This window comes from Nitrospina sp. P1_D6, assembly GCF_052156615.1.
GTDB lineage: Bacteria > Nitrospinota > Nitrospinia > Nitrospinales > Nitrospinaceae > Nitrospina.
The window spans coordinates 567,527-587,567 of sequence record NZ_JBQKUN010000001.1; the positions used below are offsets into that span (position 1 = coordinate 567,527).

Consider the following 20,041-nt stretch of genomic DNA (forward strand, 5'->3'; position numbering starts at 1 on the left):
ATGTTCGGCAACCTGATCGATAAAATTTCAGCACCCTTCAAACCTGCGCCCCCCCCGGCCCCGCAGTACCGGGATGCGTTGGAGATTTCCTCGGAGTTGATTCAAAAGATCCGGGACATTCAGGTGAAAACCAATCACCTGGTCAACCACATGATGGTGGGAGAGTATGTCTCTGCCTTCAAGGGGCACGGCATGGAATTCCGCGAGGTGCGGGAGTATCAACCCGGTGACGATATCCGGCGTATCGACTGGAATGTGACAGCCCGGCTGGACCATCCGTTCATCAAGGAATACCGCGAAGAGCGGGAATTGACGGTGATGCTGATGGTGGACGTCAGCGGTTCCGGCGGGTTCGGCTCGCACTACGCCTTCAAAAACGAGGTGGCGGCGGAGGTGGCATCCATCCTCGCCTTCGCCGCCATCAAAAACAACGACAAGGTGGGGTTGATCGTGTTCTCCGACCAGATCGAACACTTCATACGTCCGCAAAAAGGCCGTGCCCATATCTGGAACGTCATCCGCACCATCCTCACCTTTGAGCCGGAAGGCCACCGGACAAATTTGAGCCTGCCGCTTGAATACCTGTTGAAAGTGCAGAAACGGAAATCCATCGCCTTCCTCATCTCCGATTTCCAGGCGGAGGATTACATGGACCGCCTCCGCCGGGCGCGGAAGAAGCACGACCTGGTCGCCATCAACATACTCGACCCGCGGGAAGTGGAGTTGCCAGACGCCGGCCTGGTTCAACTTGAAGACAAGGAAACCGAAGAATCGTTGTGGGTGGATACCAGCGACCCCGCTTTTCGCAAGCGGTACGCAGTGGAAAAAGAGCGCGAACGGAGGGAACTCCAGGCTGCTCTTCGCTCGGCGGGGGTGGATCATATTGAAATCCGCTCGGACCGGTCGCTGGTGAAGCCAATCGTCCAGTTTTTTAAAATGAGAGAAAAAAAACACTGAGGAAGCATGTCCGATTTGAATGAACAGAACACACGTACCACCGGTGACGACCCGACCAGCCCCAAGCGGCCGCCACCCAAGGCATCGCGTCAAGCGGAACCCCCGGCAAAGGGCACTCCTTCCGCTTTCCAGATTCCAACCGAAGGGGTGAGTACGAAGCTAAAGACATTCGTCATCGTTCTCACCATTATCACCTTCGTCGCGTTCGGAATCTTCACCGCCATGCTGTTCAAAAAGTCCATGCCATCGGAAGAGGAGACCGCCGCCCAGGCCCCCTCCGGCTCCACGGTTTGGAGCACGCAGGCCTTGACCGTCGCCGAAAAACTTCGGGACTCGGGTTTATACGAACAGGCGGTCATCCAGTACGAGGCGTACCTGGAAAATCCGAATCTCAACCTGGAAACGCGGTCGAACGTCGCCTACATCATGGGGGGGTTATATATGGAACTGGGCAACTGCGGGGAGGCACTGGTCTGGTTTTTTCATTCCGAGGTTGCGGTGAAAGATGCGCCGTGGTCGGAAGATCGCAACAAGCGTATCGACGGCTGTCTGCATCAGTTGAAAGCGAACCCGTGAGCCATGTGGCAGCATCTATGCAACAATAAAATTGGAACCAAATTCCTGTGGCTGGGAATTGCGTTGCTCTGTTTTTCCGGGGAAGCGTTCGCCCAAAATACCCAGCTCCCTCCGGTCACCGCCACGGCGCAAATCGAACCACAGAGAGCCACCATTGGCGATACGGTCACCTACACGTTAACAGTGACGCATCCGCCGGAATTTCAAATCAAGCCCCCCAATCCGTTTCAGCATTTTGAGAAGTTCGAGTTCCTTGACCAGGGTGCGAAAACCAGGCAGCAACCCGGCGGACGCGTGGCCGACGAGTTTGTTTTCAAGTTCCGGGCAATGGAGGTCGGCTACTACAACATTCCGGAAATTCCCGTCCACTTCACCGGTCCCCCTCTGGCTGATCCATCGCAAATGGGACCCGGCGAAATCCAGGCCCCCGGTGCGGTGGTGGAAGTGCGGTCGGTACTGTTCAAGGACGGCGACCCGAAAGACATTCGCGACATCAAGCCCATCGTCGGTGCGGGGCCTCCCTGGCGGCGTTATGCCCTGTACGCGCTTGCCGGCCTCGTTGGGTTGATGTTCCTGTACTTCATCGGACGTAAAATTTTTGTGAAAAAAGTTCCCCGGGAACGGAAACCGCAATCCGTGATCCGTGAACCTCATGAAATCGCGCTGGATGAGCTGGACACGCTGAACCGAAAACAATGGATCGAACAGGAACGGTTCCGCGAACACCAATTTGAATTGTCGGAAATTTTCCGCCGTTACCTGGGCGCGCTTTATTCCGTGCCGGCACTGGACTGGACCACTGAAGAAATCGTACAGAACCTGCTTTTCCGCAAACATTTCCCCCAGGAACTGGCCCAACGGGCCTTGGGTATTCTGCACCGTACCGACTGGGTCAAATTCGCCAACGTGGAAAGTGATGCTTCTACGTGTCTGGAAAATATTCAGGCGGTCAGGCAGTTTATAGAGGACACAAAACCGCGACGCGACCTGGGTTCCAGCCAGAAATCGCCAGCGGCCCCCATCTGACGTGTTATGACTTATTTCCAGTTTGCAAATCCGTGGCTGTTTCTTTTACTTCTGGCGATTCCATGGATGGTGTACCAGCATTACCGGAACCGCCCGGCGGCATTCCCCTTTTCTTCCCTGAACACACTGCGGCGCATCCTTCCCTCCCATGTTTCTTTCCTGGTGCAGTTGCCGTTGATCCTGCGTTGCCTCGCGGTGATATTGATCGTCATCGCCCTCGCCCGTCCGCAGGAAGGAAGAAAGAGCACGGAGATCCTGACACACGGTGTGGACATCATGCTTGCGCTCGATACGTCAGCCAGCATGCAGGCGATGGACTTCAAAAAAAAGGACCAACCGGTGGACCGCCTGACCATCGTAAAAGACGTGGTGAGCGAGTTCATTGACGGGCGCGAGTTTGACCGAATGGGTATGGTGGTGTTCGGGAACGAGGCATTCACGCAGTGCCCGTTGACGCTGGACCACAACATACTGCAGGAGTTTTTAAGCCGGCTTGACATCGGTGTGGCGGGTGATTCCACCGCCATTGGCTCCGCCATCGCCATCGCGGTCAAACGGCTCAAGGACCTCGAATCCAAATCCAAAGTCATCATCCTGCTCACCGACGGACGCAACAACGCGGGGAGCATCCCACCCCGGCAGGCCGCGGAGATCGCCGCCACCTTCGGCATCAAGATTTACACGGTCGGCGTAGGCACCCGCGGCAAAGTGCCGTTCGTGTTCGACGGAATTCTCGGCCGCCAGATGATCATGCAGGACGTGGAGATGGATGAGGAGTCACTGAAAGAAATCGCCGACACCACGAACGGCAAGTATTTCCGGGCCATGGACACCGACTCCCTCAAAAAGATTTACGCGCAGATCGATCAGCTCGAAAAATCCGAGGTGAAGTGGATCGATCACTCGGAATTCAAGGAACTGTTTCCCTATTTCCTGATTCCGGGCCTGCTGTTGTTGATAACGGAAATCACGCTGGCACAAACCCGCTTGAGGAGAATCCCATAAGATGCGATTCGGTCTGCCGGAATATTTGCTTTTGCTGATGGGGCTGGCATTCCTGATTGGATTTTTCATATGGTCGGGAAACCGCAAGCGCGAACAGGCTGCGCGATTCGCCTCCTCTTCCCTGCTAGGCCGGCTGGTGCCCCCGCGCGTAAGGGAAAAACAAAGAAAAAAAACCACCTTGATGGTCCTCGCGATATTTTTCTTTATTCTGGCCCTCGCCCAGCCACGCTGGGGGTACGAATGGGAGGATTTGAAACAGGAAGGGGTGGATATCATCGTGGCGGTGGACGTATCGCAGAGCATGCTGGCAAGCGACATCCAGCCCAACCGGCTGGAACGGGCCAAGCATGAGGTGGCCGACCTCATCCACCTCCTGGAAGGGGACCGCATCGGCCTGGTCGCGTTTGCAGGCTCCAGCATTCTGCAATGCCCGCTGACCCTCGACTACAACGCAGCCAGGATGTTCCTGAATGTATTGGGGACCGACCTCATACCCACCCAGGGTACGGCGATCGGTCATGCCATCCGTACCGCCGTCAAGGCCTTCAGTTCAGTGGAAAAAAAATCGAAAGCCATCATCCTGATCACGGATGGAGAGGACCATGAAGGCGACGCGCTGGCCGCGGCCCAGTACGCCAACGAGCAGGGAGTGAAAGTGTTCGTCATCGGCATCGGCGCGGAGGAAGGCGCTCCCATTCCCGATTCCGAAAGGCAGCGCGGATTCAAGCGGGACCGTAAGGGAGAAATCGTCCTCACCCGTCTCAACGAAGCCGTCCTGCAACAGGTGGCCCTTTCCACCGGCGGCAGTTATGTGAGGTCCGTGCTTGGAGACATGGACCTGAATAAAATCTATCTTGAGGACATCAAACAACGGGTCGAAAAAAAAGAGCTGCGCACCACCCGGCGGAAACGCTGGCAGGAACGGTTTCAATGGTTCATCGCGCTGGGGCTGGTATGCCTTTTAGGAGAGCGCATGGTCCGCGAAAAATGAGATAATAAATAAGGGAAAAACCGGACTTGACGCGGCATGGGCCGCGTCTTATATAATATCGAATCTGCGGAACTTGGGCAGATACTATAAATAATTCAAGGAGTTTATAACGATGCAGCCCAATCGGACCTCATACATGAGTCAGGATGCCATTGCCGCCGAACAACAGCGGTTCATGGTCCGGGTCTATAACTGGATGACGGCGGGTCTCGCCATGACCGGTGGTGTGGCGTGGCTGGTGGCCAATACCGAACCTTTGATGAAACTGATTTTCGGGAATCCCATCGTTCCGATCGTTTTGATCATCGCCCAGATCGGCCTGGTCTTCTACCTCGCGTCCTCGGTCATGAAGATGTCCGCGAGCCAGGCAACGGGCGTTTTCATTCTGTACGCCGGCCTGACGGGTTTGACCTTTTCCGCCATTTTCATGGTGTACACCGCGGCATCGATCACCTCCACCTTTCTGGTGACGGCGGGCACCTTCGGTGCGATGAGTTTCTATGGTTACACTACCAAGAAGGACCTCACCTCGTGGGGCAGCTTTCTGTTCATGGGCCTCATCGGCATCATCATCGCCTCAGTGGTGAACATCTTTCTGCAGAATGAAGCCGTTTACTGGGTGGTCACCTACGCGGGCGTGCTGATCTTTGTCGGCCTCACGGCCTACGACACCCAGATGATCAAGCAGATGAACATCCTCGGTAACGAAGGCACCGATGAAGACACCAAGGAAGCCATCCAGGGCGCCCTCAAGTTGTACCTGGACTTCATCAACCTGTTCCTGATGCTCCTCCGCATCATGGGAGACCGGCGCTGAAGCCTCGGTTCTTCCACGGCGGTTTGAATAACGAAAAGGGATTCCCGGTGCGGGAATCCCTTTTTTCGTTTCGCACGTCACACAGGCAGGCGTGCTAAACTTCCAGGGATCATGCGAAATCTTCTACAAAAACCGGTTATAACGCTAATATTTGCAGCCGCATTGGGATGGAATCCCCTGCCCACTTTCGCGGAAGATCTGCCGGAGTCCGCACGCGAGGGCATCGCCTATTACAATGAGGAGCAATTCGATCAGGCGGCAAGGAAGTTCAGTGAAGCGGAAGCCCTGGATCCGGAAAATCCCACCGTACGATACAACGCCGGCAACGCCAAGTACCGGCTGGGCCGCTACGAGGCGGCCATCGAGGACTACGGCAAGGTACTCTCCGGCGACACCCCGCCGGCTCTCAAACAGAAAACCTGGTACAACCAGGGCAACGCCTGGTTTCGGCTGGGTGCGCTGGACCGGGCGATGGAGTCTTACAAAAAAGCGCTTGAACTCAATCCCAAAGATGAGGACAGCAAATTCAATTACGAGTTCGCCAAGCGCCAGCTGGAACAGGCCATCGCATCCGGACAGATGATGCCTCGCAATATGGATAAGGGAAAACCGCAACCCGGCAAGGAACAGAAACAGGCCCCGCCCGAAACTTCCCAATCTGAATCCACGGAACAGGCAAGACACGGTGAGGCCAACGAACAGCCCGAACCGGCCGAGGAAACCCGGACCGCAGAACAGGAACCGGAAAAAAATAAGAAGAAAGAAGAGCCGCAGGAGCAGATGACCGACAAAACCCCGCCCGCTCCTTCTTCTCCCGAACAGAAAAAAATGAACGCCATGTTGAAAGAGGCTGCGCCCTTGACCCAGGAAGAGGCCGAGCGGCTGTTGGGATCGTTGAGCGAGGATCTCAAGAAGTTCAAGCGCCGCCAGTTGCAGGGAGAGATGCAGGATTTGTTCAAGGATCAGGGAAAGGACTGGTGATGGAACCATGCCCAGGAACAACCCCACACCGTGGATAAAACCGTTCTCCCCGCTTCTCTTTTGTGCCTGGTTTGCTCTGTTCTTACCCAGCGGAGTTTGGGCGCAGGAAATCCGCGTGAGTGCTTCGGTGAACAACACCGAGATCACTCTGGAAGACGTGGTGAATTTGGAAGTGGTGGTGGAAGGGACGCAGGATGCGCCGGAACCTGAGCCTCCGCCCCTGCCCGGATTTTCGATCCGTACCGGGGGTCGCGCCACCTCACTTCAAATCATCAACGGAATACGAACCGCATCGACCACGTTCCATTTCCAGCTGATCCCAAAACAATCCGGTGACTTCACCATCGGTCCGTTCAAGTTTGAGATCGACGGCAATCCCTACATCACCGCACCCATTGCCATAACCGTACGTAAAGGCGCGGCACCCAACCAGGGAAAGCTTCCTGTTTTTGCAGAGGCCACGGTCCCCACACACCAGCCCTACGTCAACGAGTTGTTGCCCATCACTCTGAAGGTGTACCGCCAGGCCACTGTGCGCAATGTTAAGGTCGATTTTCCGTTGGACGCTTTTCGCAAGGAAGAACTGGGACCGCCGAAACAGTACAGCCGCGTGCTGAATGGAATCCGCTACGATGTGTACGAGTGGAACACCGGAATCTATCCTTTAAAAGCGGGACGGGTCACAATCCCCTCGGCCCTGATCGAGTTGGATATGGTTGAACAAACCCCCTCAGGCCGGCGGCGTTCCGGAGATCCTTTTTTTGACGACCCTTTTTTCCAGAGTCCGTTTTTTCACAACCAATTCAAATTGAAACACAAAATCCTGCGAACCGATCCCATCGAGCTCGAGGTGTTGCCGCTTCCGGAGAAAAACCGGCCGGAACCGTTTTCCGGCCTGGTGGGACAGTTCCAAATGAATACCCGGTTCAGCCGAACCCAGCTGGCGCAGGGGGAAACGATGACCCTCACTGTCACGGTGACGGGTGAGGGCAATCCGCAGGATGCGCTGCTGGAACTCCCGGACAGCGGAGGAGACTTTAAGGTTTACGCGGACCAGCCGGAGTTCACCCGCACGGGCGGCGATAAAACGGTGCAGGGGGAAAAAGTGTTCAAGTATGCTCTGGTTCCGCTGAAAGCGGGTACGCTGACATTTCCCGCAATCACCCTCAACTTTTTCGAACCACGGGTTCATTCATATCGTACGGTCCAAACCGAACTGCAAACGGTGGAAGTGACTCCCACAAAGGACTCACAAGAGTTGAATGCGGTGGAACCGCAACCGGAAAGCTCGTCCACCGGAGGCCCGCAACGCGAGCCGATTGAAGACATCAATCCTTTGTATTTGGACATGCAGGAATTCACCGACCGGAGTCGTTCTGGCTGGTTCTGGTTGACTGTGGTGCTGGCACTGTTCGTTCCCCCGGCGGTTTTTTTGTTTTTTGTCCCGCTCCACCGCAAGCGCCAGCGCATGAAATTCGACACCGCCTACAAACGCCGGATGGAAGCTTTTCGTCAGGCGCAGGAACGCCTGAATCGGCTGACTTCAGAACGCAACGGCGGCGCTCGCGAAATGGTACGGGAGCTGTCACAGATCGTGCGCACTTACATAGGCGATCGGCTGAACCTGAAGGGAACCGCATTCACCTCGCGGGAAGTGGAAGAGCAGTTGCGGCAACGTGAATTCCGCGAAGAACATATTGTTGAGACACGCGACTTGCTGGAAAAATACGAATCCCTGCAATACGCCGCGGGGCAAGGCGACACGGAGGCGCTTCTGGCCGAATCCCGCCGCCTTATCGAGAAACTGGAGAATTCTTGATGCGCCTTCCCAGGTTCGCAATCCAGGTAATGATCTTGCTTTGGGCTGTTTTATTCTTGGCAGGCGGGGCCTTGGCCGGAGAAGTCCAGGAACGCATCGCATCGGCCAATCGCCTCTACATGGAACAGAAATACAAACAAGCGATCAACGTGTACGAGTCCGTACTTCAATCAGGTTTCGATAACGGTCGTCTGCATTTCAACCTGGGAAACGCATATTACCGCACCAACCAAACCGGAAAAGCCATCCTTCATTACCTGAAAGCACAACAACGCCTGCCCCGTGACGAGAAGGTGGAGGCCAACCTGATTTTCACACTGGCGAAAACCGTGGACCGGACGGACTGGCGGTTTCCCAACGTGTGGACCACGGTGTTCTTCTGGCTTGAGGATGTGACTCTGGAAGAGCACATCTGGACATTGGCGGGCGTGAACTTACTTTTATGGGTGGCGTGGAGTGTGTTGATCGTCCACCCCGGGCACGCCACCCGTTTGACACGAAATATTGCGCTGGGGTTGTTGGGATTGGTTCTGGTATCCACGCTGGCCCGTTTTTTTTACGACGCCGATCGGTATGCGGTGGTGCTGGCAAAGGACATTGCCGTGCATGCAGAGAAGGGACCGGAAAAACCGGTCCTTTTCCGGCTCCATGAGGGGGCCGTCGGAAAAATTACGGCGGAAAAAGATGGGTGGTACCACCTGATTTTTCCGGATGAAACCGGGGGGTGGATCCGGGCACAAGACGACCAGGTCGGAACCTGACGCTTCGACCCACCCCGGATTCCATCAATCCGTCTCCACCCCGGCCATGAAGCCTTTGATCTGGGCCTTCTGGGTCGGAGTGCCTCGTTCAAAGATTTTAACCAGACGGTGGACCGTGCGCTTGAAATCGTTGTCACTCATCAGACGCACCACTTCCTTGAAAGCGGATACATCCTTGTCCACCGCATCCTTTTCCTTGATCATGTCCCCTTCCCCGGTCAACAACCAGCAAATGTTGACATCGGTTTTCCGGCACAACCCTGTGAGAGTGGTGGCGGAAGGAAGAGACTTGTCGTTTTCCAGATCCGATAAAGATCCCTGTGAAACATTGATGGTTGCGGCCAGGTCCACCAACCGGAGCGATGACAACTTGCGCCAGTAGCGAAGACGGCCGCCCACCGATTTGGGCTGATTCGAATCCTCGTGATCCGGATTTTCGTTACCAATTTTTTCAATCATCGGAAACCTCCTTGTGTTTATCTTCAGCCCCTATTATTGAAAAAATCGGTCAAAATATGATGAAGACAATGCAACAATTATGTTACAAATCGGCCCAATGATATAGCTTTTCCGATATTTCTTACTTTAAACTGAATAAAAACCAAAAAGGTTAACCGCCTCTGCAAACCCTAAATTTTAAAGCGGTATCCCACGCCCCGAATGGTTTCGATATATTTTCCCGCCTCCATCAATTTATTCCGAAGCCTTTGGATATGCGTGTCAATAGTTCGGGAAAAGACACCTTCATTGCTTTCCCAGACATGTTCCATCAGGTAATCCCGGGTTTTTACCTGGCCCAAATTGTCCAGCAATGAGGAGAGCAGCTTGAATTCGGTAAGAGTCAACTGGACGATTTTGTTTTTAACCCGCACCTCGTGTTTCCCGAAGTCCACCTTCAGCACACCCTGGGTCAATGTGTCATTTCGGGCTTGCGAACCATACACCCTTTTTAAAACATTGTTCACCCGTAATAAAAGTTCCTGAGAGTTAAACGGCTTGGTGACATAATCATCCGCACCGAACTCCAGACCCAGGTTCCGGTCCACCTGTTCCGTCCTGCCGGAAAGAATGATAATGGGAAGGTTTTGTGTTTCCTTTTCGCCTCTCAGGCTGCGGCACACTTCCAACCCGTTTTTACCTGGAATATTGATGTCGAGCAGAATCAGGTCGGGGCACCGCGAACGAATGATGGCTTCCGCGGATTCACCGTCATCCGTCGAAATGACCTTGTACTTTTCCTGATCGACCAGTTGCTTCACCAGGGTCACGATGGAGGGGTCGTCGTCCACAATGAGGATAGTGTAGCGCCGGAACCCTTTTTTCGTTTTGCTGTTGTCGGCCATATCAGATTTCAGTCGGGTAGTGAGCCAGGGTTTTCCATTCCTTCTCCATCAGGGCCAGCACATGGTTCCATTTTATTGAATACTCTTTTGCCGGCCCGGCAACAGGGTTGGTTTCCGGTGCGAGCGCCAGAAGGTACCGTTGCCATTTGATCATCATCGCCTGCCGTTGTTCGGAAGGAATCGACCGTGAGCTGAGAATGTTGTCTTCAATGTCACACACTTTGATTTTTTTGGATTCGAGTGGCCAGGCTTCAAAGTCTTTCAGGTATTCGACGTGGGACAACCCGTCCGGCTTGGTCAAATCCGCCACCAGACGGCGGACTTCGGGTCCGAACCAGGATTCGATGTCATCTAGGTTGACCCAGGTATCCTCCACCAGGTCATGACACAATGCAGCCAGGGCGCCCTCCACTGTCTTGAAATGAAACTGAAGATAGGCTTTGCACACACGGCGGGGATGGTGGTAGAAAAGCTCCCGCTCGCGACCTTTTCTAATTTGTCCGGAGTGCGCTTTTTGAACGGTAAGAAAGGCTTTTTTGATTTTTCCCAGGTTTCCCGTAACCCGAATCACGTACGGTTCCATATTTTAAATGCCTTCCCGGGTAAAAAATTTCAAACAATCGTCCACGATCCAGTCTATATGCGATAACAAACTGTGATCGGAGTTCAACTCTTCCAGTTTAACCCAGGGTCGATTCTTCGCAAACTCCCGTGACTGAGCCACGGGCACGGTTTCATCGTGCACTCCGTGGACAATGCGCGTCGGAACGGACCGGTCCAGTGCCAGAGCATCCCACTTGCGGGCATCCTCAAAAATGGCCGTGCTCAATTCCATTTCCCGGTCGTAGCGGTAGTGGTACACCCGTATTACTTCCGGCAGCCTTTCGGACTTCGGGTCCTCCGGATGCACTTTCTCCTTCCAGCGTTTCAGGAATTGAAACCCCGGACACATCAGGTACGCCCCCTTAACCTCTGGTCGCAACTGGGACACAAGTGCCGCCAGGTATCCGCCCATACTGCTCCCGATCATCCCGATCCCCGAACCCGGAAAAGTATCGACCACCGACTGAATTATTTCAACCTGCCCAGAAAGAGTAAGATTTCGAAAATCATCCTTTTCCAAGTCGGGCACTATCAACTCTTTTCCCTGGTCCTGGAATCGCTGGGCAAACACAGTGGCTTTCTTGGAACCGGGGCTGGAGGCGAATCCGTGGCAATACACATAGACGGTTTTCATGCCCGGGTACCCTGGTTCCAGTCCGGCTGAGAACTCAGCATACGTTTGACCCAGGGAAGAAAGAGATAGGCCGGAAACGCGAGAAAAAAGGTGAGCGTGAAATACGGGGCGTAGCCCATCGCCTCCGCGCCGAACCCGCCTGCCCACCCTGCCACCGACCGGCTGAACGCGAATATTGAGGAAAGGAGTGCGTATTCCGAAGCCGATCGTTTTTTGTTAACGATCGCCATCAGGAAGGCGAGAAACGCGGCCGAGCCCAATCCACCAGTGAACGATTCCAGTACGCTTGCGCCGTACATCATGGCCTTGAATTCCATCGCCATGGGAACTCCTTCCTGCGGCGGGGGGATGACAGCCGCCACCCCGGCGTAACCGAGGTTGGATAGCGCCTGCAAAAGCCCCAGCACCCAGATGCCTTTGAATATTCCATAGCGGTCGGTGAACCAGCCTCCCACCAGGCCCCCCGCAATAGAGAGGCCGAGCCCGATGTTGACCGAAACCAGACCGATTTCCGTTGCTGAAAACCCGGAGTCCACCCAGAACGGCTTAACCATGAACCCCATCGAGGTGTCCGCGAGCTTGTAAATCAGAATGAAAATGATGACCGGAATGATGTGCGGCCGCTGGATCAGTTCGAAAAATGCGCCGAACATGGGTCCTTCGTTCAACTCGTCGCGAAGAGATTGGCCGTTACTTTGCTGCCTCACCCGGCGCGTCCAATAATGACTGCCTGCCACCACCAGAATACCCGCCATCGCCAGCGTGGGCCACAGGTAAGGACGTTTGTCGGACACGTCCAGTTTGGTATCGACCAGGCCGAAGCCCATCAGTACCATGATGAAAAGCAGAGCCAGCGCGTAGGGATAGCGGGCGATCAGGCGAAACTCGCCCAGCAGGGACCGTTCAGAGCGCGTTTTATAGGCCTGTTCCGGAGGGGCCAGCAGGCACACTGTACCGCAGGCAAACAAGATGAGCGCACCGGCAAGATACGTCGCGCTCCACGACATCCAGTCCGCCAGCACCAGGATGAATCCCGAAGCCAGCATGCCCACCCGATACATGCCATTGCGAATGCCGTTGGCCAGACCCAACTCGTCCTTGTTGAGCATCTCAATGGTGTAGGCATCGATGGCGACATCGCTCGTCGCGGAAAATATTGTGAACAGGCCGATGGCCAGCCACACCCAGGGACCGAAATCGAGCAGGACGGCAAAAACCAGCATGACGCCGCCCATCAGCACGTCCATCAGGAAAATCCAGCGGCGGTGATGGCGAACGTAATCGACTGCCGGGGCCCACAAAAATTTGAGGGTCCAGGCCAACCCGAGCAGGCTCATGAACCCGATCTGCCACAGATCCACCCCCTGCTGGCGCAGGTGAACGGGGAAAACATCGTAGAACACGCCCAGCGGGAAGCCTTCCGCGAAATACAGGATTCCAACCCAGAATAGCTTACTTTTCAATAATTTAGGATGACTCTCCATGCCCCCCCAACGGTCGGATTGGTGGATGCCCCGTCGGCATTCAGATCGATGGATGTCTTATTTGCCGCTTGTCCACAGAGCGCCTCCCCTTATACTTTCTAGTGGACGGTCGAATCCCTATAATGATTTTTTTATAAGAATTTAGGGTATTCTAGCCGATAGGAAATCGGGGTAGGGAACCATGGCTCAAGAGAATTCCATTCAGCGTCTAAAAGAACAGCTCAAAATCAAGAATCAGGAGCTGAAAAAGCAGGTCAGAGAAACGTCCAGGCTCTCTGACAAAATGAACAACATTACCGTCCTAAACAAGGAAAAAGTCAATGAATTATTGGGCCTGATCAAGCAAAAAGAACTGGAACTGAAAGAAGCGCAGGAAGCTGTCTGGGCGGCCCGCATGTCCAAACGCAAGAAAGGCCAGGGAGACGAAAAAGGGGACGGGGAAGAAACGGAAGAACAGGTTGAGGATCTGGAGAGCGAAGTTCACGAAATCGATCCTGCCATCGTCAAGGAACTCGAGGAAACCAAAACCAGCCTGCAGAACCTCAGAAGTATTTTCAAGGAAACCCGGGAGGAACTCAAAAAAACCAGCAACGACAAATCCCTCCTCGTCAAGGAAGTCAAAAGAACCCGCAAGGAACTGGACCGGGTTAAGTCATTGAAAGACGAAGTCACCCGCCTCAAGCAGGAGCTGGAACAGAAGGCCGGCCCTTCCTACCAGCAGCTGGAAAAGGAAATCGAAGGCAAGGAAGCAAAAATCGAGAAACTGGAACGCATCATCAAGGATGCGACGCAGGACCGCGAGGACGGCAAGCTTCCGGCCGAAATCATTTTTGAGTTACGCATGGAGCTGAACGAACTGCTCCACGACAAGGAACGCCTGATCATCGAGTTGGACCAGTTGAAAGATGACAACGAAGAGCTGGAAAGCAAGATCCAGACTCTGGAAGACAAGCAGGTCGCGAGACAGTTGGAGGGGCAGATCGCACTCGAACACCGTTCCTCATTCCGCACGGCATTCGTCTCCATGGAGGGTTTCCTTGTCACATACAGCGACATGATCACCCTTCTCCTCGCAATTTTCGTCATGCTGTTCACCATGTCAAACATTGACGAGGCCAAATTTGTGGAAGCCATCTCCTCATTTCAGGAGAAACAGGTCCGCGTGACCTCTCAAAACGTTCGTCTGACCAACCAGGAAATCGAAATGCTGGAACGCGTACGCGAACTGGTGAAAGACAATGTTGACCCGGAAGAGCTCGTGCGCGGAGACGTGAAAACGAAACTGATCCGCCTCAAATCCGAAGAACTGTTTGCACCGGGCAAGGCCACGTTGATTCCGGGTGCGGAGGAAACCATCTTTAAAGCCATCACGAACGACCTGAAGCAGGGCGTCAAGCAAATCCACGTAGAGGGGCATACGGACAACGTTCCCATCAGCACCGAGACCTTTCCCTCCAACTGGGAACTTTCCACGTCCCGCGCCGCACGGGTGGCACGTTACATCATTGAGGAACTCAATTTTCCGGAGGAGTTGATCGTCGTTTCGGGTTATGGCGAACACCGCCCCCTTAAACCGAATAACACCGATTCCAACCGGGCCATGAACCGGCGAGTCGAGATCAAAATTCTTAAAGACAAGGAAGTTCTAAAGGAAGAAAACGGGGGCAAGGGCCAGGCAATAAATGGACAACCCGTAAAGAAAACCTGAAGGGCCGTTCCGGGAGTCGAATCGTTGAACTTTGCCGGGTTGGCCGCAGCGGCCAAAAACCCATTCTCATTTATGGGTACGCCCTTTATAATTAGCAATTGAATCCTTTGAATCGAAAAACGTCCCGGGGAATTTTATGGCGGACAAACCGGAAAATATCGCGGAAACCCTTTTCAACAACCGCCAGATATTTTTGAGATACAACCAGAACAACCTCAACCGGATTCAACAACCTCTTTTTCACATGGACCGGCATGTGTTCACCATCATTCCCCGCCTCCTGCATATCAACCAGGAGGGACTCCCGGGCTACGTGAATGGCGATACGCCTTGCGGTATCCATCATTTTCAGCTCGACCACCGGGTTCAGCTCGCCGTGGAAACCCTTTTTCCGGACACGGTATTCCGCGGGAATGAAGAAGTCGATCCCTTCATTCACACGGTTTTGATTATGGGCAGTTGCGGTTCAATCGCCCAGAGCCGTAAATCCGACCTCGATTACACACTTCTGGTCAACAAGCACAGCGTATCGCCGGAAAGGCTGGGCCTTTTCAAGCAGAAACTCCATCTCATCGAGAAATGGGCCTGGGACGAATTCAACCTCGAGGTCCACTTTTTCATAAATGACATACAAGAGGTCAAAAACAATATTTTTGGCGAAAGCGACACCGAAAGCACGGGTTCTGCCCAGGCCAAGTTGCTTAAAGAGGAGATGTACCGCACCGCTGTCATCACTGCGGGCAAACTTCCCTTCTGGTGGGTGGTCCCACTCAAAACCGATGACGATAAGTACGAGAACTATTTAAGCCTTCTCAACTCGCGTCAAACCCTGCTCGATCCCAATGAGTTCGTCGATATCGGCAACGTGGATGACATTTCACAGGGTGAGTTTTTCGGTGGCTCCATCTGGGCACTCATCAAATCCTTCAAGGCACCCTTCAAGACCCTTTTGAAAATGGGGTTGCTGGAGGAGTACATGTTTGGCAACACCCGTTTCAATCTGCTTTGCCATGAAATCAAAAAGAAAGTTTTCGGCGGTACCCTGTTCGACGACATCGACACCTACATTGCCATGTATGAACGGGTGGAGCGGTTTTTCAAGGAACACAAGGATGAAAATGCCTTGGACGCGCTCAAAACCTCTTTCGTTCTGAAGGTGGGTACCAAAGTCACTGGTGAAGAACTGGTGAAAGGCAGCCCCGATCCCCGAAAACGCACCCTGATCAACATGTACAACTCCTGGGACTGGGAACCGCAAAAACTGGAAAGCGTCAATTCCTATTTCAGCTGGCAAATGCTGGACAAGGTCGCGCTCGGAAACCGGATCAACAAAATCCTCATGGCCAGCTACAAAAACATTTCCGAGGCAAACAAGGAATCCGGTGAGGAATCCCTGATCTCCGAACGCGATACGCACCTTCTGGGCCGGAAGCTGTTCAGCTTTTACCGGCCCAGTCAGAACAAGGTGGAAAACCTTTTCGCTCTGGTGGATGGAGAAACGGGTGAAAAGGAATTGACCTTCATGCTCCACCGCGTGAACCCCAAAGACAAAGGGGAGTGGTACCTGATTCGCGGAAAAACTTTGGCTTTCCTGGAGCACATTCCCAAGGAACAGATTCTCAAGAAGGCGTCGTCCCTGCAATTTCTGGTGGCCTTTGCCTGTTTCAACAGTTTGTTCCGCAAGGACACCGTTCTTCTGCTGCGAGCGGAGCAACAGTCCATCAAGGACCATGACCTGAAATTCCTGCTGGAAGACCTGTCTTCATTCATGTCGCAGGTTTCCGTGGCATCCATTCCCAATGAAGACCTGCTTTCTCATGCCCGCCTGCGGCAATTGTTCATGATTGTGGATTTCGGGCACCCCATTCCGCGTGAGGTCATTATCGGCGGCCTGCAGGATTGCAAAACCGCCAGGGAATACGCCGAATTCATGAATAAAAAACTGGAACGCATTTCCAGCACCACCGCCATTTACCTCACCTCATGGGGGGAATTGTTCTGTAAAACGTATGTCGGAGCCAATTCCATGAACCGCTGCCTTGCAGAATTGCGGTCCATGACCCCCAACCGGGAAATCGACGAAGACGAATTTTTTAAATTTTTCGTACCTGGAAGCCGAAAAGAAAAAATAGACTTCTCCTGGCTGTCCCGGTACATCATGAAAACGCTGACTTTCAAAAAAGGAAAGGCTGCGGAAAGGGTTGAATCGGCCGACCCCAAATCCCATCCGACCGCTCCAAAGCCGTCGGAGCCGGACGCACAGGAGGTGGAAGAAGTCAGATCGAGGTCTTCGTCCGCCTGAACTGCAATGACTGAAACGAAAGAGATATGGCAATCGCAGTAAAAGAATCGGAAACCATATCCGGCTTGGAATACACGGGACGGTACCAACAGGAATCCCGCATCGACGTCGGCACCATTTTCGGGACCATGATCGGCGTGGGGCTGATCACCTGGGCCATCATCCGTGGAGGAAGCCCCGAAACCTTTTTGAACCTCAATGCGGTGCTGATTGTTTTCGGCGGCACCATCGCCACTTCGTTCATCGCCTACCCTTCAGGAAAAATCCTGAGCCTGATTCGCGTCATCATCAATGCTTACAGGCCGGACAATCAAGGACCCGCCGGCTACATTGAGCAGATCATGCAACTCGCCACCAAGTACCGGACCGGCGGCATCAAGCGTCTCAAAAACGAAGAAGAAAACGTGGATAACCGGTTTCTGCGCACCGGCATCGGCATGATCGTGGACGGATACAACTCCCGTGAGATTCACGAAATCCTGGACCGGGAAATGAACTCGATGATCGAGCGTCACCAGCGAAGCCAGAAAATCCTTCAGTTCATGGCCGTGCAGGCACCGATCTTCGGTATGGGCGGAACCCTGATCGGCCTGGTCCAGATGCTCATGCACATTGAGAACCCGGACACCATCGGCCCCTCTCTCGCGACAGCCCTCATCACCACATTTTACGGAATCATGCTCGCCAACCTGATCATCACGCCGGTGGTGGCCAAGCTCAGCCACCGGACGGAAAGCGAAACCCTGCTTTGCAAGATAATCCGTGTCGGGGTTCTGGGTATCCATGACCGCACCAACCCCCAGAAAATCCGGCGAAACATGAACGCACTGCTCTCTCCGGAACAGCAACGATAATGTCGAACATCGACGAATTACTGCAATTGACCCTCGCGAGCAAGTGCCAGGACGGCGTCAATTTCTCCCAGTATGATCTGAAGGGCATCAGCCTGAATGGCATCACCTTCATCTTCGGGGTGCTCAACGAAGTCATCCTGGAAAAATCGGAGCTGATTGACCTTAATTTTACCCAGGCATCCCTTGTGGATGCGAACTTTTACAAAGCCCGCATCAAAAATGTTGATTTCGGCAACGCCGACCTCAGCAACGCCAACTTCGAGGAAGCCACGCTCGTCGATTGCGTTTTCAAAAATGCATCCCTGGAAAACGCAAACTTCACCATGGCCAATCTTAAAGGCTGCATGTTCCGTGGCAGCAACCTGAACCACAGCAACTTTTCCGCCGGCAAGATGGAAAACTGTGACTTTTCCTTTTCCCGCATGATGTACAGCTACTGCCGGTCAGCGGAAATCAACACCTGCAAATTGAACGGAACCAATGCGCGTGGCTCGGACTTTGGATTCGTCAAGTTCCGCGATTCCGATCTCAAAAGCGCGGTATTCAAATACACGGATTTCAATTCCACCACTTTCCGGGACTCCAATTTATCCTTCGCTAATTTCATCGGCGCGGAAATGAAAGACGCCGTTTGCAAGGACAACGAAATAGAAGAGGCCAACATGGAAGGGGCCGACCTCACCTACGCCAATTTTGAAAAATCAAACATGCGAAACACCTTTTTTCTCGAAGCCAACCTGCACGGCACCAACTTCAACCAGACCAACCTGAAAAACGCTTATTTCGTGGACGCCAACATTTCCAAAGCGGTGCTGAAAGATGCGGTGCTGGAGAACACCATCCTCGAGTGACCTCCCTCCTCAGGCAAGACGTGCGAGAGCCCCCCTCTTTTAATATAATCAACGCATGGCGTACTACTTCCTTATCCTGCATTTCCTTTTCATCTTGTACATGGTGGTGGGATTCATTGTGGGACTGATTGTCAACCACCGCACCTTCCGTTTTGTTCACGCGGCCCTGCTTGCGTTTGTCACGGTGCTCATGATCGTGAACATCCCGTGCCCCCTCACCGTTCTGGAAGAACACTTCTCCGACCAGGATTACGAAGGCTCATTTCTCGCCACGTGGCTCAATCGCATCATTTATATGGAATGGTTCGATGCCGGCGCGGTGTTTGTGGCGGACATGACCTTCGCCATGCTGGTGTTCACGTCGTTCATCTGGCGGCCACCGCCGCGCGGCAGGTAACCAGGAGGGGAGCGGGGTTCAGCTTTCTTCTGAGAAATTGAGGAAGGGGCTCACACAGCGGAACCCGACGTTGTCAAAATAGTCATCGGGTCGCACTTCCGAGCGATGGAACACATACCGGTGCTCGTCCAGAAAATAATGCCCGCCTTCCTGGAAGCCGTTGCCGCGCAGAACTTTCAAATCGGTTCCAAATTTTTTGAACTGAAAGTCACTTCCCGGATAAGGCAGGTACCAGTCCAGTGTCCATTCCATCACATTGCCCCCCATATCGAAGGCCTGGAATGGGCTGACGTCGCGTGGAAAACTGCCCACCGGCATCAACTTGCGCGGACCGTCGAGCCCGATGTTGGCGACGCCTTTTTCATAATCGTTGCCCCAGGGGTATAGGCGTCCGTCGGTGCCCCGCGCGGCCTTTTCCCATTGGGCTTCGGTGGGCAAAGACTTCCCCGCCCACATGGCATACGCCAGGGCCTCGCCCCAGGTGATGCCGGTCACAGGCAGGTCGCCCTGCTCTGGAAGGTACATGCCGTTCAACCAGTGCCCGGGATACTCATGATACTGAACGGATTCGACGAATTGCTTGTACTCACGGTTGGTGACCTCGTACTTGTCGATGTAAAACGCGTCCAGGAAAACGGTGTGCCGGGGTTGCTGATCGCGGAACAGGGGTTTGACTGCGCCGATCTTGAGGTGCTTCTTCTCGGGGTCCGTTTTGTCCGTACCCATGATGAACTCCCCGGCGGGAACCAGCACCATTTCCTTGCCATCGACCTCGGAAATGAGCGATGCCGGAAGCGGCCTCCCTCCGCCAACTCCGCAATCGCAGTCCGGTTCGCCACAGGCGGCGAGTCCCAGAAGGCAAAGGAGGATCAGGCAAACGATTCGGTGAAGGCGGAAAAACATGAAATCAAAAAGCGGGAAAGGTTTTTAAT

20 protein-coding genes are annotated in these 20,041 nt (G+C 53.8%); 14 read left to right on the top strand and 6 right to left on the bottom strand.

Annotated features, from left to right (window positions below; translation table 11 throughout):
• The 9 genes from ACTRXA_RS02645 (at position 1) to ACTRXA_RS02685 (ending at position 8,933) form a co-directional block, all read left to right on the top strand.
• Positions 1-957: a DUF58 domain-containing protein gene (locus ACTRXA_RS02645; RefSeq protein WP_442425654.1), complete on the top strand. Its 957-nt coding sequence runs from the start codon at positions 1-3 to the stop codon at positions 955-957.
• 6 nt (positions 958-963) lie between these two features.
• A complete protein-coding gene (locus ACTRXA_RS02650) occupies positions 964-1,533 on the top strand; it encodes a hypothetical protein (protein WP_442425655.1) in 570 nt (189 codons plus the stop codon).
• Between the two features lie 3 nt (positions 1,534-1,536).
• A complete protein-coding gene (locus tag ACTRXA_RS02655; RefSeq protein WP_442425656.1) occupies positions 1,537-2,559 on the top strand; it encodes a hypothetical protein in 1,023 nt (340 codons plus the stop codon).
• 6 nt (positions 2,560-2,565) lie between these two features.
• Positions 2,566-3,564: a vWA domain-containing protein gene (locus ACTRXA_RS02660; protein WP_442425657.1), complete on the top strand. Its 999-nt coding sequence runs from the start codon at positions 2,566-2,568 to the stop codon at positions 3,562-3,564.
• 1 nt (position 3,565) lies between these two features.
• Positions 3,566-4,555, top strand: coding sequence for a vWA domain-containing protein (locus tag ACTRXA_RS02665; RefSeq protein ID WP_442425658.1), 990 nt, complete (start codon positions 3,566-3,568; stop codon positions 4,553-4,555).
• Between the two features lie 112 nt (positions 4,556-4,667).
• Positions 4,668-5,372, top strand: coding sequence for a Bax inhibitor-1/YccA family protein (locus ACTRXA_RS02670; protein ID WP_442425659.1), 705 nt, complete (start codon positions 4,668-4,670; stop codon positions 5,370-5,372).
• Positions 5,373-5,534: 162 nt separating this feature from the next.
• Positions 5,535-6,353 carry a tetratricopeptide repeat protein gene (locus tag ACTRXA_RS02675; protein ID WP_442425660.1) on the top strand — a complete coding sequence of 273 codons (819 nt, stop codon included), beginning with the start codon at positions 5,535-5,537 and terminating at the stop codon, positions 6,351-6,353.
• 115 nt (positions 6,354-6,468) lie between these two features.
• Complete coding sequence (locus ACTRXA_RS02680) at positions 6,469-8,172, top strand: BatD family protein (protein WP_442425661.1); 1,704 nt, start codon at positions 6,469-6,471, stop codon at positions 8,170-8,172.
• A 71-nt stretch (positions 8,173-8,243) separates the two neighbouring features.
• Positions 8,244-8,933: a tetratricopeptide repeat protein gene (locus ACTRXA_RS02685; RefSeq protein ID WP_442425662.1), complete on the top strand. Its 690-nt coding sequence runs from the start codon at positions 8,244-8,246 to the stop codon at positions 8,931-8,933.
• A gap of 24 nt (positions 8,934-8,957) precedes the next feature.
• On the opposite strand, the gene ACTRXA_RS02690 is transcribed toward ACTRXA_RS02685, so the two are convergent.
• From ACTRXA_RS02690 to ACTRXA_RS02710, 5 genes are all read right to left on the bottom strand, one after another.
• Positions 8,958-9,392: a helix-turn-helix domain-containing protein gene (locus ACTRXA_RS02690; protein WP_442425663.1), complete on the bottom strand. Its 435-nt coding sequence runs from the start codon at positions 9,390-9,392 to the stop codon at positions 8,958-8,960.
• A gap of 170 nt (positions 9,393-9,562) precedes the next feature.
• On the bottom strand, positions 9,563-10,276 hold the full coding sequence (locus tag ACTRXA_RS02695) for a response regulator (protein ID WP_442425664.1): 714 nt from the start codon (positions 10,274-10,276) through the stop codon (positions 9,563-9,565).
• 1 nt (position 10,277) lies between these two features.
• A complete protein-coding gene (locus ACTRXA_RS02700; RefSeq protein ID WP_442425665.1) occupies positions 10,278-10,859 on the bottom strand; it encodes an HD domain-containing protein in 582 nt (193 codons plus the stop codon).
• 3 nt (positions 10,860-10,862) lie between these two features.
• Positions 10,863-11,513: an alpha/beta hydrolase gene (locus tag ACTRXA_RS02705; RefSeq protein WP_442425666.1), complete on the bottom strand. Its 651-nt coding sequence runs from the start codon at positions 11,511-11,513 to the stop codon at positions 10,863-10,865.
• A complete protein-coding gene (locus tag ACTRXA_RS02710) occupies positions 11,510-12,976 on the bottom strand; it encodes an MFS transporter (RefSeq protein WP_442425667.1) in 1,467 nt (488 codons plus the stop codon). Before ACTRXA_RS02710 ends, ACTRXA_RS02705 begins: the two co-directional genes overlap by 4 nt.
• A 202-nt stretch (positions 12,977-13,178) precedes the next feature.
• On the opposite strand from ACTRXA_RS02710, the gene ACTRXA_RS02715 reads away from it, so the two are divergent.
• The 5 genes from ACTRXA_RS02715 to ACTRXA_RS02735 all read left to right on the top strand — a co-directional run bounded on the left by ACTRXA_RS02715 (position 13,179) and on the right by ACTRXA_RS02735 (position 19,109).
• Entirely contained in the window at positions 13,179-14,705 is a 1,527-nt protein-coding gene (locus ACTRXA_RS02715; RefSeq protein WP_442425668.1) for an OmpA family protein, read from the top strand.
• A 136-nt stretch (positions 14,706-14,841) separates the two neighbouring features.
• Positions 14,842-17,007: a class I adenylate cyclase gene (locus ACTRXA_RS02720; RefSeq protein WP_442425669.1), complete on the top strand. Its 2,166-nt coding sequence runs from the start codon at positions 14,842-14,844 to the stop codon at positions 17,005-17,007.
• 26 nt (positions 17,008-17,033) lie between these two features.
• Entirely contained in the window at positions 17,034-17,861 is an 828-nt protein-coding gene (locus ACTRXA_RS02725) for a motility protein A (RefSeq protein WP_442425670.1), read from the top strand.
• A complete protein-coding gene (locus tag ACTRXA_RS02730) occupies positions 17,861-18,712 on the top strand; it encodes a pentapeptide repeat-containing protein (protein WP_442425671.1) in 852 nt (283 codons plus the stop codon). Before ACTRXA_RS02725 ends, ACTRXA_RS02730 begins: the two co-directional genes overlap by 1 nt.
• Before the next feature lie 55 nt (positions 18,713-18,767).
• Complete coding sequence (locus ACTRXA_RS02735; protein WP_442425672.1) at positions 18,768-19,109, top strand: DUF2784 family protein; 342 nt, start codon at positions 18,768-18,770, stop codon at positions 19,107-19,109.
• A gap of 18 nt (positions 19,110-19,127) precedes the next feature.
• Here the strand turns inward: ACTRXA_RS02735 and ACTRXA_RS02740 are convergent, their stop codons facing one another.
• A complete protein-coding gene (locus ACTRXA_RS02740) occupies positions 19,128-20,012 on the bottom strand; it encodes a formylglycine-generating enzyme family protein (protein ID WP_442425673.1) in 885 nt (294 codons plus the stop codon).
• Between the last annotated feature and the right edge of the window lie 29 nt (positions 20,013-20,041).